The 14,000-nt window shown below is 66.8% G+C and carries 14 protein-coding genes and 1 riboswitch; of the genes, 11 read left to right on the plus strand and 3 right to left on the minus strand.

Going from position 1 to position 14,000, the window contains the following annotated elements:
• Window positions 1-94: 94 nt before the first annotated feature.
• From AB0M46_RS34030 to AB0M46_RS34050, 5 genes are all read left to right on the plus strand, one after another.
• The gene (locus tag AB0M46_RS34030) at window positions 95-514 is read left to right on the plus strand and encodes a cytochrome c oxidase subunit 4 (protein WP_363342876.1); all 420 of its coding nucleotides are present in this window, start codon (window positions 95-97) and stop codon (window positions 512-514) included.
• On the plus strand, window positions 511-2,061 hold the full coding sequence (locus AB0M46_RS34035; RefSeq protein WP_363342878.1) for a ubiquinol-cytochrome c reductase cytochrome b subunit: 1,551 nt from the start codon (window positions 511-513) through the stop codon (window positions 2,059-2,061). Before AB0M46_RS34030 ends, AB0M46_RS34035 begins: the two co-directional genes overlap by 4 nt.
• Window positions 2,054-3,715, plus strand: coding sequence for a cytochrome c oxidase subunit I (gene ctaD / locus AB0M46_RS34040; protein ID WP_363342880.1), 1,662 nt, complete (start codon window positions 2,054-2,056; stop codon window positions 3,713-3,715). Before AB0M46_RS34035 ends, ctaD begins: the two co-directional genes overlap by 8 nt.
• 52 nt (window positions 3,716-3,767) lie before the next feature.
• Window positions 3,768-3,916, plus strand: a riboswitch (cobalamin riboswitch).
• Window positions 3,917-3,951: 35 nt separating this feature from the next.
• Entirely contained in the window at window positions 3,952-4,170 is a 219-nt protein-coding gene (locus AB0M46_RS34045; RefSeq protein ID WP_363342882.1) for a CbtB domain-containing protein, read from the plus strand.
• A gap of 12 nt (window positions 4,171-4,182) precedes the next feature.
• Window positions 4,183-5,043, plus strand: coding sequence for a CbtA family protein (locus tag AB0M46_RS34050; RefSeq protein ID WP_363342884.1), 861 nt, complete (start codon window positions 4,183-4,185; stop codon window positions 5,041-5,043).
• A 76-nt stretch (window positions 5,044-5,119) separates the two neighbouring features.
• On the opposite strand, the gene crcB is transcribed toward AB0M46_RS34050, so the two are convergent.
• The 3 genes from crcB to AB0M46_RS34065 all read right to left on the minus strand — a co-directional run bounded on the left by crcB (window position 5,120) and on the right by AB0M46_RS34065 (window position 6,760).
• Window positions 5,120-5,479: a fluoride efflux transporter CrcB gene (crcB, locus tag AB0M46_RS34055; RefSeq protein ID WP_363342886.1), complete on the minus strand. Its 360-nt coding sequence runs from the start codon at window positions 5,477-5,479 to the stop codon at window positions 5,120-5,122.
• On the minus strand, window positions 5,476-5,940 hold the full coding sequence (locus AB0M46_RS34060) for a CrcB family protein (RefSeq protein WP_363342888.1): 465 nt from the start codon (window positions 5,938-5,940) through the stop codon (window positions 5,476-5,478). Before AB0M46_RS34060 ends, crcB begins: the two co-directional genes overlap by 4 nt.
• A gap of 331 nt (window positions 5,941-6,271) precedes the next feature.
• A complete protein-coding gene (locus AB0M46_RS34065) occupies window positions 6,272-6,760 on the minus strand; it encodes a TetR/AcrR family transcriptional regulator (protein ID WP_363342948.1) in 489 nt (162 codons plus the stop codon).
• Between the two features lie 612 nt (window positions 6,761-7,372).
• Between AB0M46_RS34065 and AB0M46_RS34070 the strand changes: the two genes are divergently transcribed.
• From AB0M46_RS34070 to AB0M46_RS34095, 6 genes are all read left to right on the plus strand, one after another.
• Entirely contained in the window at window positions 7,373-7,894 is a 522-nt protein-coding gene (locus tag AB0M46_RS34070; protein WP_363342890.1) for a hypothetical protein, read from the plus strand.
• A 104-nt stretch (window positions 7,895-7,998) separates the two neighbouring features.
• Window positions 7,999-8,925, plus strand: coding sequence for an SDR family NAD(P)-dependent oxidoreductase (locus tag AB0M46_RS34075; protein WP_363342892.1), 927 nt, complete (start codon window positions 7,999-8,001; stop codon window positions 8,923-8,925).
• A gap of 65 nt (window positions 8,926-8,990) precedes the next feature.
• A complete protein-coding gene (locus tag AB0M46_RS34080) occupies window positions 8,991-9,764 on the plus strand; it encodes a GntR family transcriptional regulator (RefSeq protein ID WP_363342894.1) in 774 nt (257 codons plus the stop codon).
• Between the two features lie 144 nt (window positions 9,765-9,908).
• On the plus strand, window positions 9,909-11,510 hold the full coding sequence (locus AB0M46_RS34085) for an ABC transporter substrate-binding protein (RefSeq protein WP_363342896.1): 1,602 nt from the start codon (window positions 9,909-9,911) through the stop codon (window positions 11,508-11,510).
• A 139-nt stretch (window positions 11,511-11,649) separates the two neighbouring features.
• On the plus strand, window positions 11,650-12,951 hold the full coding sequence (locus tag AB0M46_RS34090) for an MFS transporter (RefSeq protein WP_363342898.1): 1,302 nt from the start codon (window positions 11,650-11,652) through the stop codon (window positions 12,949-12,951).
• Between the two features lie 100 nt (window positions 12,952-13,051).
• The gene (locus AB0M46_RS34095) at window positions 13,052-13,999 is read left to right on the plus strand and encodes an ABC transporter permease (protein ID WP_363342900.1); all 948 of its coding nucleotides are present in this window, start codon (window positions 13,052-13,054) and stop codon (window positions 13,997-13,999) included.
• Window position 14,000: the final 1 nt, after the last annotated feature.

Raw genomic sequence — 14,000 nt, forward strand, 5'->3', positions numbered from 1 at the left:
GGATGTCACCCTGCGCGAGTTGGTTTGAACCGCCCGCACCCGGTTATCGGGTGCGCGGCGCCGGTGTGGCCCGCCGTCGCCGGGGGGAGGTACGGTGCGGACCGAGGCCAAGGTGTTCGGCGTCATCGCGCTGTTCATGCTGACCGCGACCGGGGTCTACATGTTCTGGACCGGCCTCGGCGCGGCGCACCCGGAGTGGTCGGGCACGCTCACGCTCGGCCTGGGCGGCGTGTTCAGCGTCCTGTGCGGCGGCTACTGCGCGCTGGTCGCCCGCCGGATCCCGCTGCGGCCGGAGGACCGGCCCGACGCGGAGATTGCCGACGGCGCCGGCCCGATCGGGTTCTTCGCCCCGCCCGGCTTCTGGCCGCTCGGCATCGCGTTGTCCGTGTCGGCCGGCGCGGTCGGGATCGCGGCGAGCCAGTGGTGGCTGCTGCTCGTGGGTGCGGTGGCGGCGATCGTGGCCATCGCAGGGCTGGTGATGGAGTTCTACGCCGGCTCCCCGGAGTCGCGGTGATCCGGCGGCGGCGGGACCGGGCCGCGCGGGCCGGCCGGGGGCTCGACGAGCGCTTCCAGGCCGCCACGCCGCTGCGGGCCGCGATCAACAAGGTGTTCCCGGACCACTGGTCGTTCATGCTCGGCGAGCTGGCGCTGTACTCGTTCGTGATGCTGGTGCTGACCGGCACCGTGCTCTCGTTGTTCTTCGACCCGTCGATGGCCGAGGTGCGCTACGACGGCTCCTACGTCCCGCAGCGCGGGATGCCGATGTCGGCCGCCTACGCGTCGGCGCTGCAGATCAGCTTCGACGTGCGCGGCGGGCTGTTCCTGCGCCAGATGCACCACTGGGCGGCGGACTTCTTCATGGCCGCGATCGTCCTGCACATGGGCCGGATCTTCCTGACCGGCGCGTTCCGCAAGCCGCGCGAGGCGAACTGGGTGATCGGCCTGCTGATGTTCTGGCTGGGCTTCGTCGAGGGCTTCGCCGGCTACTCGCTGCCCGACGACGGCCTGTCCGGCACCGGCCTGCGCATCGCCGCCAGCATCGTCGAGTCGATCCCGTTGGTCGGCACCTGGGCGTCCATGCTCCTGTTCGGCGGCGCGTTCCCCGGCGACGTGATCATCGGGCGCCTGTACATCGCCCACGTCCTGCTCGTGCCGGGCGCGCTGGTGGCGCTGATCAGCGTGCACCTGGCGCTGATCGTGAAGCAGAAGCACACCCAGTGGCCGAGACCCGGGCGCACCAACGGCAACGTGGTCGGCGTACGGATGGTGCCCGGCTTCGCGGGAAGCTCGACCGGCCTGGCGGTGCTCGTGTTCGCGATGATCGCCGCCATCGGCGGGCTGGTGCAGATCAACCCGATCTGGCTGTTCGGGCCCTACGAGGCCGCGGTGGTCTCCGCCGGGAGCCAGCCCGACTGGTACGTCATGTTCCTCGACGGCGCCATGCGTCTCATGCCGGCGTGGGAGATCCGCGCCTTCGGCTACACCCTGTCCCCGGTCTTCTGGCCCGGCGTCGTGCTGCCCGGCGTGATGACGATGCTGGCGCTCGCCTACCCGTTCGGCAGCGCCCGGCGCCACCGCGGCCAGGGCTGGCAGAACCTGGTGCAGCGGCCCCGGGACGCGCCGAACCGCAGCGCGGTCGGGGCGATGGCCCTCACCTTCTACGTGGTGCTCACCGTGTCCGGGGCCAACGACATCATCGCCGACAAGTTCGACATCAGCCTCAACGCGATGATCTGGGGCGGCCGCATCGGGCTGGTGCTGCTGCCGCCGCTCGCCTTCTACGTGACCCGCCGCGCGTGCCTGGGCTTCCAGCAGCAGGATCGCCGGCGGCTGGCCCACGGGCTGGAGACCGGCCTCGTCATCCGCATGCCGGACGGGGAGTACCGCGAGATCGAGCAGCCCCTCGCGGACGCCGAGCGGCTGCCGCTGCCCTACGCCGGCTGGGCGGTGCCGAAGCACATGCAGCGCGTCGGGGCGTCCCGGCCGATGGTGGAGGAGCCGGCCCGCCCTGAGCTGGAGGGGACGGACCGCCCGGCGTTGAAGGAGACCGCCGATGAGTGACCACGCCGTGCTGCCGGTCGACCCGGTGCACACCCCGCGACTGCCCGGGCCGCTGCGCCGCACCACGCTCGGCTCGCGGGTGGTGGCGCTGATGTCGACGACCGACGCCAAGCAGATCGGCGTGCTGTACCTCGCGACGTCGTTCGGGTTCTTCATCCTCGGCGGGGTGCTGGCCATGCTCATGCGGGCCGAGCTGATGCGGCCCGGGCTGCAGTTCCTCTCGCCCGAGCAGTACAACCAGCTGTTCACCATGCACGGCACGATCATGCTGCTGCTGTTCGCCACCCCGCTGGTCTTCGGCTTCGGCAACTTCCTCGTGCCGCTGCAGATCGGCGCGGCCGACGTCTCGTTCCCGCGGCTCAACGCCCTGGCCTACTGGCTGTACCTCACCGGCGGCCTCGTCACGATCGGCGGCTTCGCCACCCCCGCCGGCGCGGCCGACTTCGGGTGGTTCGCCTACGCCCCGCTCAACAGCCAGGTCAACTCGCCCGGCCTCGGCGCCGACCTGTGGACCATGGGGCTCGCCGTCTCCGGCGCCGGCACGGTGATCGGCGCCGTCAACATGATCACCACCGTGATCACGCTGCGGGCCCCCGGCATGACGATGTTCCGGATGCCGATCCTGACCTGGAACATCTTCGTCACCGCGCTGATGGTGCTCATGGCGTTCCCGGTGCTCACCGCGGCGCTGCTGGTGCTGGAGGCGGACCGCAAGCTCGGCGCCCACGTCTTCGAAGCCGACGTCGGCGGCGCGCTGCTGTGGCAGCACCTGTTCTGGTTCTTCGGCCATCCCGAGGTGTACATCGTCGCGATACCGTTTTTCGGCATCATCACCGAGATCCTGCCGGTCTTCTCCCGCCGGCCGGTCTTCGGCTACAAGGGACTGGTCGCCGCGACCATCGCCATCGCGGTGCTGTCCATGGGCGTGTGGGCGCACCACATGTTCGTCACCGGCAACGTGCTGCTGCCGTTCTTCTCCTTCCTGTCGTACCTCATCGCCGTGCCCACCGGCATCAAGTTCTTCAACTGGATCGGCAGCATGTGGCACGGCCAGCTGACGTTCCCGACCCCGATGCTGTGGTCCATCGGTTTCCTGGTGACGTTCCTCTTCGGCGGCCTCTCCGGCGTGCTGATCGCCTCACCGCCGATGGACTTCCACCTGTCCGACACGTACTTCATCGTCGCCCACATGCACTACGTGCTCTTCGGCACCATCGTGTTCGCCGCGTTCGGCGGCCTGTACTTCTGGTTCCCCAAGATCACCGGCCGGATGCTCCACGAGGGCCTCGGCAAGCTGCACTTCTGGCTCACCTTCGTGGGCTTCCACACCACGTTCCTGGTGCAGCACTGGCTCGGCGCGCGCGGCATGCCCCGCCGCTACGCCGACTACCTGGCCAGCGACGGCTTCACGGTGTACAACACCATCTCGAGCATCGGCGCGTTCATCCTCGGCCTGTCGATGCTGCCCCTGCTGTACAACCTCTGGTCCTCCTACCGGTTCGGCCGGCGCGTCGAGGGCAACGACCCGTGGGGCTACACCAACTCGCTGGAGTGGGCCACCAGCTGCCCGCCGCCCCGGCACAACTTCACCCGCCTGCCCCGGATCCGCTCCGCCCGCCCGGCCTTCGACGACAGGTACGGCGAAGGCCTGTGACGGGCCGATGTGCCGGGGGCGTCGTTCTCAAGATCGTGAAACGCGGCACTCGGCACGTCCTGCGATTGACGGTTCGCGCTGCGTACCCGTAGCGTCGGGCCCAACTGACGACGTCCGGAAGCCGGTGAGAGTCCGGCACGGTCGCGCCGCTGTGAGGCCATCGCTGGCCGAGTCAGACCCGCCGCCGTCAGCTCGCCACTACGAGAGGGACGCTCGATCCCTGAAGGAGGCTCCCCGTGAGCGTGTCGTCTTCCCCGTCCGGCGCCGTCGCGACGCCGGTCGTCATCCCCCTGTCCCGGTCGCTGGTCTGGCTGGTGGGCACCGCCGCGCTCGCCGCGCTGGTCTACTACTTCGTCGGCATCGACCAGGGCGCGGTGTCGATCTTCGGCAACGACGCCCACGTGCACGAGTTCGTGCACGACGGCCGCCACTTCCTCGGCTTCCCCTGCCACTAGCGGGGGCTGACGATGGAGAAGCGGATCATCGCCCGCGGCCTGCTCGCCGGGGCGCTCGCGGGTCTGGCCGCGTTCGTGTTCGCACGGATCTTCGCCGAGCCGCGCATCCAGGACGCGATCGACTACGAGTCGGGCCGTCACGAGGCCCAGGAGGCCCTGGACAAGGCGGCCGGCGTGGCCGTCGCGCACGAGCACGACCACGAGCTGTTCAGCCGGACGATCCAGGGCAACGTCGGCATCGGCGTCGGCATGATCGCCTTCGGCCTGGCGATGGGCGCCCTGTTCGCGGTCGCCTACGCCGTCTGCCTCGGCCGGGTCGGCAACCTCCGGCCGCGCAGCCTGGCCGTGCTGCTGGCCGGGGCCGGGTTCATGACGCTGTACCTGGTGCCGTTCTTCAAGTACCCGGCCAACCCGCCCGCGATCGGCCACGAAGAGACGATCGGGCAGCGCAGCGCGTTCTACCTCATCATGGTGCTCGCCTCGGTGCTGTTCATGATCCTCGCGGTCGTCCTCGGCCAGCGCCTGAAGCCCCGCTTCGGCACCTGGAACGCGACCCTGCTCGCCGCGGCCGCGTTCGTCGTGGTCATCGGCGTGCTCATGGCCCTGCTGCCGGCCTTCGGCGAGCTGTCGTCGAACGTCGCCGAGTACGGCCACCACGCCACCGAGACGCCGCTGCCCCTGCGCGACCCGCAACGCAACATCGTCTTCCCGGGCTTCGACGCCGACCTGTTGTTCGAGTTCCGGCTGTACACCGTCGGCGCCCAACTGCTGCTGTGGACCGTCATCGGCCTGGTCTTCGCCCCGATGGCCGAGCGGCTGCTGGGCGCCCGGCCGGTGCGCACCGAGCCGGCGAAGGCCCCCGCGGCCGCCTGAGCGACGGGGCCGGGCGCCGTCCACGCTCCCTGCGTGACGGCGCCCGGCCCTGCGTGGTGCTCAGCGGGTCCGGTTGTCAGTGGACGGCCTGGGCCAGCATCAGGCCGATGGCGGCGGCGCCCAGGCCGGCGACCAGCGAGGCGACGATGTTCATGACGGCGTAGAAGCGGTGCCCGCCCTCGGCCAGGCGCAGCGTCTCGTAGCTGAACGTCGAGTACGTGGTGAGCGCGCCGCAGAAGCCGGTGCCCAGCAGGGCGCTCACCGCAGGACTGGCCGGCAGCCCCGCGAGCAGGCCGAGCAGCAGCGAGCCGCACACGTTGACGGTGAGCGTGCCCCAGGGGAACACCGAGTCGTGCTTGGACTGCACGGTCCGGTCGGTGAGGTACCGCAGGGGAGCCCCGACCGCCGCCCCGAGCGCGATGAGCAGCAGCGTCACCGGCGCACCGCCAGCCGGGCCAGCGCCGTGCCGGCCCACACGGCCAGCAGCGCGCCGACGAGGGTGACCGCCAGGTACCCCAGCGCCACCCAGGGCGCCCCGGCGGACGCGGCGCCGTGGATGTCGACGGCGTAGGTGGAGAAGGTGGTGTACCCCCCGAGCACCCCGACCCCGAGGAACGGCCGCAGCAGGGGGCGGCCGGTGACCACCTCGGTGACGATCACCATGAGCACCCCGATGAGCAGGCACCCGGACACGTTGACGGCGAACGTGGCCCACGGGAACCCGCCCGGCGGATGCGGCCAGACCTGCTGCAGCCCGTAGCGGGCGAGCGCCCCGCACACCCCACCGCCGGAGATCGCCGCGAGGACGGGCACGGGACTGGGCCGCAACTCGACCCGGTCGGCCGGCACGTGCAGATCGACGTCGGCGTCCACCGGGACCGTGTCGTGCTCCGCCACGCCTGTGCTCCTCCCCACCAGGGCATACAGCAGCCCACTGGCAGGGACCGTTGGCGTTCGTCGCGGTTCATCCCGGAGCGTGGTCCGGGATCGGCGGGCCCCACCGCCGCAGCACACTATACCCTCGATGGCCGCAGGCCCCAGCGACGTGCTCAGCCACGTTCTCCCAGGTCGCTGGAAGCATAAACCCGCCGAGTAAAGGAGTTTTGTGCCGGCCTCCGCTGCACACAGGTGGTTTATGGCTTAACTCCCAACGCTGAAGCCATCGTTCTCAGCACGCTGGCGCGCACGGCCGGTACGGCGGCCTCTGGATAGCCGAGGGCTCGCGGGATCACGAGTCCTTGCAGAGTCCTAGCACCATCGTGGTCAGATTTTCGATGGCATCATCGGCGCCAGCGCTCGGGACGTGGAAGTGGCCTTCCTGGACGCCCCTGCGGATGATCGCCCGAAACGGCTGGCGATATCGCTCGTTGAGCCGCAGTCCGTGCTCGCGCAGCCGGTCGTCGCGCAGACTGGCGTGCCAGAACTCCATCAGGACGCGGTCAGCGGTTTCCTGCACGGGGCGCAGCGCTCGGTCGACGAGGAGGACGAGGTTGTCCCACGGTGACGACTCGGGTACGGAGATCTCCTCTAGCGTGCGGACCTCGTGCTCGGTCCATTCGTGCAGCGCCTCGAACAGCATGTCGTCACGTGACTCGAAGTAGAACTGCAGCGTACTGACCGCGAGCCCGGCCGCACCCGCCACGTCGGCGAACCGGGTGTGGTCGTATCCGCGCTGAGCGCTCTGCAGCCACCACCGGCCCGGACCCGGACCGGCCAGCGAGCGGCGGGCGGCGGCGCTCGATCTGCGGCTCGTCGGTGTCTACACAGGTCGGCTGACCAAGCTGGCCGGCTGCACCCCGCGTTCGCCACCCTGCCAGCGGGGTGACCGGGGCGTGTACGAGTCGGCGGGGTAGGCATCGCCGTCCAGATGTGGCCGCCGAACCTGAGCCATGCGCGACCTCCACGCGAGTCATGACCGAACCTGTCGAGGCAAATCAGCAAAACATCTGTTGTTTTGACGTTGGGTCGAAGCAGTCGCCCTTCGCTGGCCTCCACCTCGGCCGGGCGGATGTGTCATCCGAGCGAGGAGGCCGCACGTGTTGCCTGGTGAGCCCCACTGAACGGGGAAGAGCCTAGGCGGCAGGTCGGGGCGAATTTCGCCACCTGGCACCTTCGGAAGACCAGGACGCCAAACACCTGTTGTATTGACTTCCCCATGATCGGCGGGCTAGCCTGACGTCAGATTGAAGCCGGGCAAGATCCCCCCCATCGGCGCGACGCCGAACCGCCATTGTGGTCGTCGTGCTGCTGCCGTGGCCTGCACGACTGGACCCAGGGGTCTCGCCGGAACTCGGATGGTCCTCACCAGACGGAGTCAATGATGACGACGATGAGCCAGCTGCCGATCGACCCGATGAAGTCGCTGCTCGGAATCGAGCGAAAGCGGAAGGAAATCACGAACCCCAAGCACCTTCACATGCTGGACGTCCTCGAAGAGCACATCCGTGCAGAACTCGAGGGCGACCTCGAGCGCATCATGCGGACGCTCGTCCCCGAGCCCGAGTACCACTTCTGGGGCAGCACGCCTCAGGAACACTTCGTGGGAAATGCCGCGACCCGTGAGTTCTACACCAGAATTTTCGAGTCCGGCTCGAACCAGCTCGAACGAACCTACGACCGGTTCATCATCGACGACTATGGCATTTTCGGCGATGGGCTGATCAAGGTCGTAGTCCGCGGAGCCCTGCTCGAGCGCCTCGCTAAGAACCATCCGGGTGAGAACATCGATGTGCATGGGGCATATGTGACCGTCCGGCATTCAGCGGTCATCATTCCCTTCAGTTCCGATGGCCTCATGAAGGGTGAGGACATCTACGGAGACGAACGCGTCGAGCTCATTAAGATCGAGTAGCCGCGGCCACGAAATCTCAGTTTGTCCGTCTCAATCGGCTGGATCAGCCGACACCAGGCTCCCTAACGATACACGTAGCGTATTGGCGCATTGGAGGACACCTAGTGGACGAATTGCGGTATGACGGCCGCGTTATCGTGGTGACCGGCGGAGGACGTGGGCTTGGCCGTGAGCATGCGTTGCTGCTCGGTGCACGGGGGGCGACGGTCGTGGTGAACGATCCTGGCGTCGAGCTCGACGGGAACGGCCGTTCCAAACACCCCGCAATGGCCGTCGCGGCCGAAATCAACGATGCTGGCGGCCGAGCTGTGGCCGACACCAATGACATTTCCACGCCGGAAGGCGGCGCCTCCCTCGTCGCGGATGCGCTGAGTCAATTTGGTAGCATCCACGGCCTCGTTCACAACGCCGGCGCGGGCTGGTCCCTCGACACCGTACTTGGGATCCACCTGAAAGGCGCGTTCCACGTGCTCGAGCCGTTGTGGCCGGTAATGTGCAAACAACGGTATGGCCGAGTCGTCCTGACCTCCTCGAGCGCGGGATTGTTCGGCTATAGTGTGGAGCCCGACGTGCCCGTCAGCAGCCTCGCCTACGGGGCGGCGAAAATGGGCCTCGCCGGCATGATGCACAACCTTGCGAATATCGGCCGCCACCATAACATCCTGGTGAACGCGATCGCTCCCGTCGCGTATACCAGAATGACCGAGACAATGCTGGACGCAGACTTCCAGAATTGGCTACGTGAAGAGTTCCCGCCCGGCTTGGTGTCGCCTGTCGTCGCCTGGTTGCTGCACGAGAAGGCGACGACGACCCACCAGATCTTCGCGGTCGGCGGCGGGCGTGTCGCGCGCATCTTCGTCGCCGAGACGCGGGGGCTCAATCAACGGGGGCGGTTGACCGTAGAAGATGTGGCCGAGCACATGCCCGCTATCACGGCCGCTGAGGACTTCCGGATCTTCGACAGCGCACGCGACGAGCTCGATTTCTACGCCGAGATGCTTGGCGTAGACTGGAAGGTCAGTGCTGAGTGAGTAAGTACGCGTCCGTCGGAGGAACTGGTGAAACGCTGCGGTGAGACCCTGCGGGCGCGTGCTGCATGAACCACGACGAAGGTGGCCGACCGGCACCGGCGGCAATCTCGAGATTGACGCCTCGTCGGATCCTGCCCGCCTACCAGCAGGTGGCGCACCAGCTTCGAGAGCACATCATCAGCGGGCGCCTCGCGCCAGGTAACCAGCTTCCCATCGAGCCTGAAATCGCGGAGCTCTTCGGAGTGAGCCGCAGCACGATAAGGGAGGCACTGCGCCAGCTCTCCTCCGAAGGGCTCGTACGGACCACGCGGGGGGTCCGCGGAGGGACCTTCGTGGCTTACCCGTCCTTCGACAGTATCAGCGCCCACCTGGAGACCGGGATCGGTCTTCTTACCGGTGCTGAAAAAATCAGCATAGCGAGCCTGCTCGAGGCTCGTATCCTCCTCGAGGTGCCTGCGGCCGGCTTCTCGGCCGTCCGCAGGACCGAGGAGGCCCTCAAGCTGATTCACGAGACCGCCGTTCTCGGTGACAACCTCGATGTCGCGCACCGTCTGGAGATGAACCGCGGCTTTCACGCTCGGGTACTTTCAGCTACCGGGAATGAGCTGCTTGAGATCGTCGCCATCCCGATCTTCCAAGTAATGACCGCCCGTCTCGATCGTGAGGATGTGCCAGTAGCTTTCTGGCGCCGGGTCGAGTCGGATCACCTCGCAATTTACAACGCGATCGCCGCGGGCGACGCGAGTGCGGCAGAGTCGCATATGCGTGAGCACCTCGAACGGATCCGGCCTACGTACATGGAGATCGATCGAGGCGCCAAGGACGGCTCAGGATGTTGAGGTAGAACAGCCGCGACAGTTCGGCTGGAATACGTCCTTCTCATTTACGTCTGAGCGACACTTTGTGTCGCGTCAGCGCGCTGCCGCATGTGCCGATTTCGCCCAGCATGCCGTCATGGGCTCACCGTCGAGAAGGGGCGGATTATGCGCATATTCAGCGAGCGGGTGAAGATACAACGAACCTCGTTGTTCGCATCCGTTCTTATCGTTGCTTTGGCATCGGCGGGTTGCGTTTCCGCGACCTCGCCGAATGGCGCCTCGTCCAGCGCGGAAGCCGATGCGGGTCCGCCCCAGTACGGCGGCGTCTTCCGCTACGCATCAGTGGGCACGCAGACAAAGTACGACCCGATCAAGCGAACGGTCATGGACCCTTCGATGAACGCGATATACGACACCCTGATGCGATACGACGACAAAGGTATTCCGGAGCCGTACCTGGCCGAAGCGCTGTCGTCGGTCGACGCCAAGACATGGACGTTGAAGCTTCGTCCCGATGTCAAATTCCACGATGGCGCCAAACTTGACGCGGATGCCGTGGTCTTCAACATCAAGCGCCACCAGGATCCGGCCAACGCCTCAGCGGCAGCTTCATATGTTCGCGACATCGAGTCCGCGGTCGCCAGTGACCCGTTGACTGTATTGTTCACGCTGAAGATGCCTATCGCATCGTTTCCGAGCACGCTGACAACCGCGGTAGGCGCGATCGCCTCTCCGACCGCTGTTGCGGCGGCCGGTGCAGATTACGGACGCAAGAGCGCGGTCGGGGCCGGCGCCTTCCGGTTCGCGGAGTGGCAGCCGGACCAGCGACTGACTCTCAAGCGCAACCCAGAGTACTGGCAGAAGGGACTGCCGTATCTGGACGAGTTTCAAGAGTTACCCATGAGCGACACCGAAACTCGGCGAGCCGCCTTCACCGGAGGCCAACTCGAAGCGGCATGGCTTGGCGAGCCGCTCGAGATCAACTGGGCTGCTGGGAATCCTGACATCGCGCGGCTCCACTCGCCGAAGGGTGGAGTGGGTGGCGTTGGCGTAGGATTTCAAATGAATAGGCCGCCGTTCGATGATCAGCGTTTGCGTAAAGCCGTCGCGATGGCGATCGATTACAACGCACTGAATCAGACCCAGTTCCAGGGGAAAATGCCCGCGATGAGAGGTCCATTCATCGAAGGGTCATTCTGGTATACCGGCACCGCCAAGTGGCCGGAGTTCAACGCGGATGGCGCCCGGGCGCTGGTGAACGAGTATAAGGCAGAGCATGGCGGTCAGCTTGCGTTTACCCTGAGCTGCCATTCGGCGGCGCAGGCGCGACGGCTCGCCGAAACCCTGCAGAGCCTCTTCACCCAGGTGGGGATGACGGTGACGCTCGATACGCCGGATGTCGGGAAATTCGTGAACCAGGTGTTCGCCGGCGACTATCAGATTGCCTGCTGGACGAGGAGCGGGTCTGAACCTGACGTGGCCTACTACCCTGCGTTCACCTGCAATGGACCGAAGACTCAGAACGTATTCAGCTACTGCAGCGAGGCCGCGGACAAGGCCTTGTCGGATGCTCGGTCGACGTTGAATCTCGATGAGCGTAAGGCCGGATACGCCAGGTTTGAAGCAGAGATCGCGAAGGACCTTCCGATGTTGTGGAACTGGGGAGTCGTCTTCTCTGTGATTACCAGGCCGAAGGCTCATGGCTTCAAAGCCGATCTCGGGAACCCCGTCGACTATCAGCCGGCGTACTTGTGGCTCGAGAAGTAGGCGAGTTCGCCGGCACCGGCCGACAGCAACGCCGGCATGGCGACGCCGCGCAGGTTTCCTCTGTGCGCGGCGTCGCCGTCCGGCCGGCACGCATACCCGGCGAGTTCGGCCGGGCGCGTGCGACCGACGGCTGACCGCGATGGATAGCGCTGAGGCGTCCGGCGACGGGCGGCCGGGCGACCGGCCACCTCCGATCCGATCTCTGTTGCCCGGCCGCGGGCGGCTACGAAGCCTGCGGCACCCGCCGTTCCTCGGGTTCTGGTTGAGCTTCTGCGTGACGCAACTCGGCTTCTGGATGGCCTCGGTCTCGTTGCAATGGCTCACCGCGCGAAGTGCTCACAACGCGTCTCTGGAGCTGGGGTTGCTGTACTTCTTCAACCTGATCCCGCTGTTCCTCCTCGCGCCCTGGGCGGGTGTGGTGGCCGACCGGTATCGGCGGGCGAAGGTCGTGGCGTACAGCCAGGCCGCGATCAGCGTGATGTGTGCTGTTCTGGCCGGCTACCTCGCGCTCTCCGGTGGCGCGGTGCGGCTGCCGTTGATCTACGGCTTCGCCTTCGGCCTCGGAACCCTCCTGGCGATCGGTGCGCCTTCGGCTCAGGCGATCGTGGCGGGAGCGGTGCCGCCGGCTGATCTGGCGAGTGCGGTCGGCTTGCAGTCGGCGAGTCTGAACGTCGCCAGAGTAGTCGGCCCCGTTCTGGCCACCCCGCTTCTCGTGGTGTGGGGTGCCGCTCCGGTGTTCGCCGTGTACGCCGCGACGAGTCTGCTCGCCGCCACGATCATCCGGCGGCTTCGATTGGCCCCGCAGCCGTTGCTCAAGGGCGGGGAACGGACGTGGCGCAGCATCCGGCAGGGACTGGCACACGTGCGGGAACGACCGCCCGCGCTCCAAGTGCTGGTCATGGTCGCGGTGACGTCCATGTTCGGCACCACCTACGTTGCGCAGCTGCCCGTGTTCGCCTACGACGTGCTCGGCGGGGGAGACACGGAGTTCACGCTGCTGGTCGGCGCGACCGGATTAGGCGCGGTCGTGGGCGCGCTGGCGGCGAGTTCTGGAAAGACCGTTCCTCGGGTACGTCAGGTCGCGGTCCAGATGATCGTCACCTCGGTCGCGGTGGCCGCGATGGCGATCACGACCCATTTCGTCGTTCTCCTCATCCTGGCGGTACTCGCGGCCGGGTTGAATTTCTCGATCATGACAAGGCTGAACGTGATTCTTCAGTCGACAGTGGCGGAGGGGAGCCGGGGGCGGGTGATGAGCCTGTACGTCGTGGCCTGGGGCGGTCTGGTTCCCGTCGGTGCGCTTGCGCTGGGATTCGTCGCCGGCGTCCTCGGGCTGGCTGGCGGGCTGGTGGTGTTCGCACTGACGCTGACCACGTTCGGCGTGGCGATGCTGCGGCGCCGGACGTCCGGTGCCGCGTTCGGGACGGAGCAGAACCGATGATGCCCCTCAATGACACGCTCCATCTTGCTGTGAGACACGACAGATGGAGGATCACGCAGACGCCTCGGGCGCGTAGACCCCAAACGCGGAGGAGTGCTCAATGCGTTCCCGATTGACGAAACTTGCCACGGCCCTCATCACGCTGTTCATCGTTTCGATCGCAGTGTATTCGTTGCAGGAGCTGCTCCCGGGCGACCCCGCCGTGGCGATCCTCGGCGAGCAGGCGACACCCGAGACGATCGCCGCGGTGCGCGCGGACCTGGCGCTGGACGATCCCTTCCTGGTCCGATATGCGAACTGGCTCGGCGACGCGCTCCGGTTCGACCTGGGACGGTCCTACCGGACCGGAGCCCCGGTGGTCGAAGAGATCGTCAACAGGCTGCCCATCACCTTGGAGCTGCTGATTCTGGCTCAGCTCGTCGCGCTCGCGCTGGCGATCCCGCTCGGCACGTTCGCCGCGTACCGGGCCCGGAGCCGCTTCGACCGGCTCAGCACCGGTGCCGCGTTCGGCCTGGTGTCGGTCCCTGAGTTCGTGCTGGGTGTGCTGCTCATGTACTACCTGGCGCTCGGCCTCGGCCTGTTCCCGCCCACCGGCTGGGTTCCCTTCACCGAGTCGCCGGTCGAGAACCTGAGCCACGCGCTGTTGCCGGCGCTGACGATGGCGCTTCCGGTGATGGCCGTGTATCAACGTCTGCTGCGCAGCGATATGACCGCGACGCTGCAGGAGGACTTCATCACCATGGCCCAGTCGAAGGGCCTGTCCACCCCGTACATCCTGTTCCGCCACGCACTGCGGCCGTCGTCGTTCTCGCTGCTCACACTGGCCGGAATGAACACCGGCCGGCTGATCGGCGGATCGGTCATCGTGGAGGTGCTGTTCGCGGCACCGGGTATCGGCCAGCTGATGGTCCAGTCGATTGTCCAGCGGGACTTCATCATGTTGCAGGGAACGGTCATCTTCGTCGCCGCGGCTTACATTTTGATCAACTCTCTCGTTGATCTGGCCTATGGATTCATCGACCCGCGAGTTCGGTATCAGGGCGCATGAA

Source organism: Dactylosporangium sp. NPDC051485 (assembly GCF_040682015.1).
In the GTDB taxonomy this organism is placed as follows: Bacteria; Actinomycetota; Actinomycetes; order Mycobacteriales; family Micromonosporaceae; genus Dactylosporangium.

Coding starts and splice junctions, on each gene's coding strand:
- ctaD (WP_363342880.1), top strand. CDS start 2,054: ATGAGTGACCACGCCGTGCTGCCGGTCGACCCGGTGCACACCCCGCGA.
- AB0M46_RS34050 (WP_363342884.1), top strand. CDS start 4,183: ATGGAGAAGCGGATCATCGCCCGCGGCCTGCTCGCCGGGGCGCTCGCG.
- AB0M46_RS34070 (WP_363342890.1), top strand. CDS start 7,373: ATGAGCCAGCTGCCGATCGACCCGATGAAGTCGCTGCTCGGAATCGAG.
- AB0M46_RS34080 (WP_363342894.1), top strand. CDS start 8,991: ATGAACCACGACGAAGGTGGCCGACCGGCACCGGCGGCAATCTCGAGA.
- AB0M46_RS34085 (WP_363342896.1), top strand. CDS start 9,909: ATGCGCATATTCAGCGAGCGGGTGAAGATACAACGAACCTCGTTGTTC.
- AB0M46_RS34090 (WP_363342898.1), top strand. CDS start 11,650: ATGGATAGCGCTGAGGCGTCCGGCGACGGGCGGCCGGGCGACCGGCCA.
- AB0M46_RS34095 (WP_363342900.1), top strand. CDS start 13,052: ATGCGTTCCCGATTGACGAAACTTGCCACGGCCCTCATCACGCTGTTC.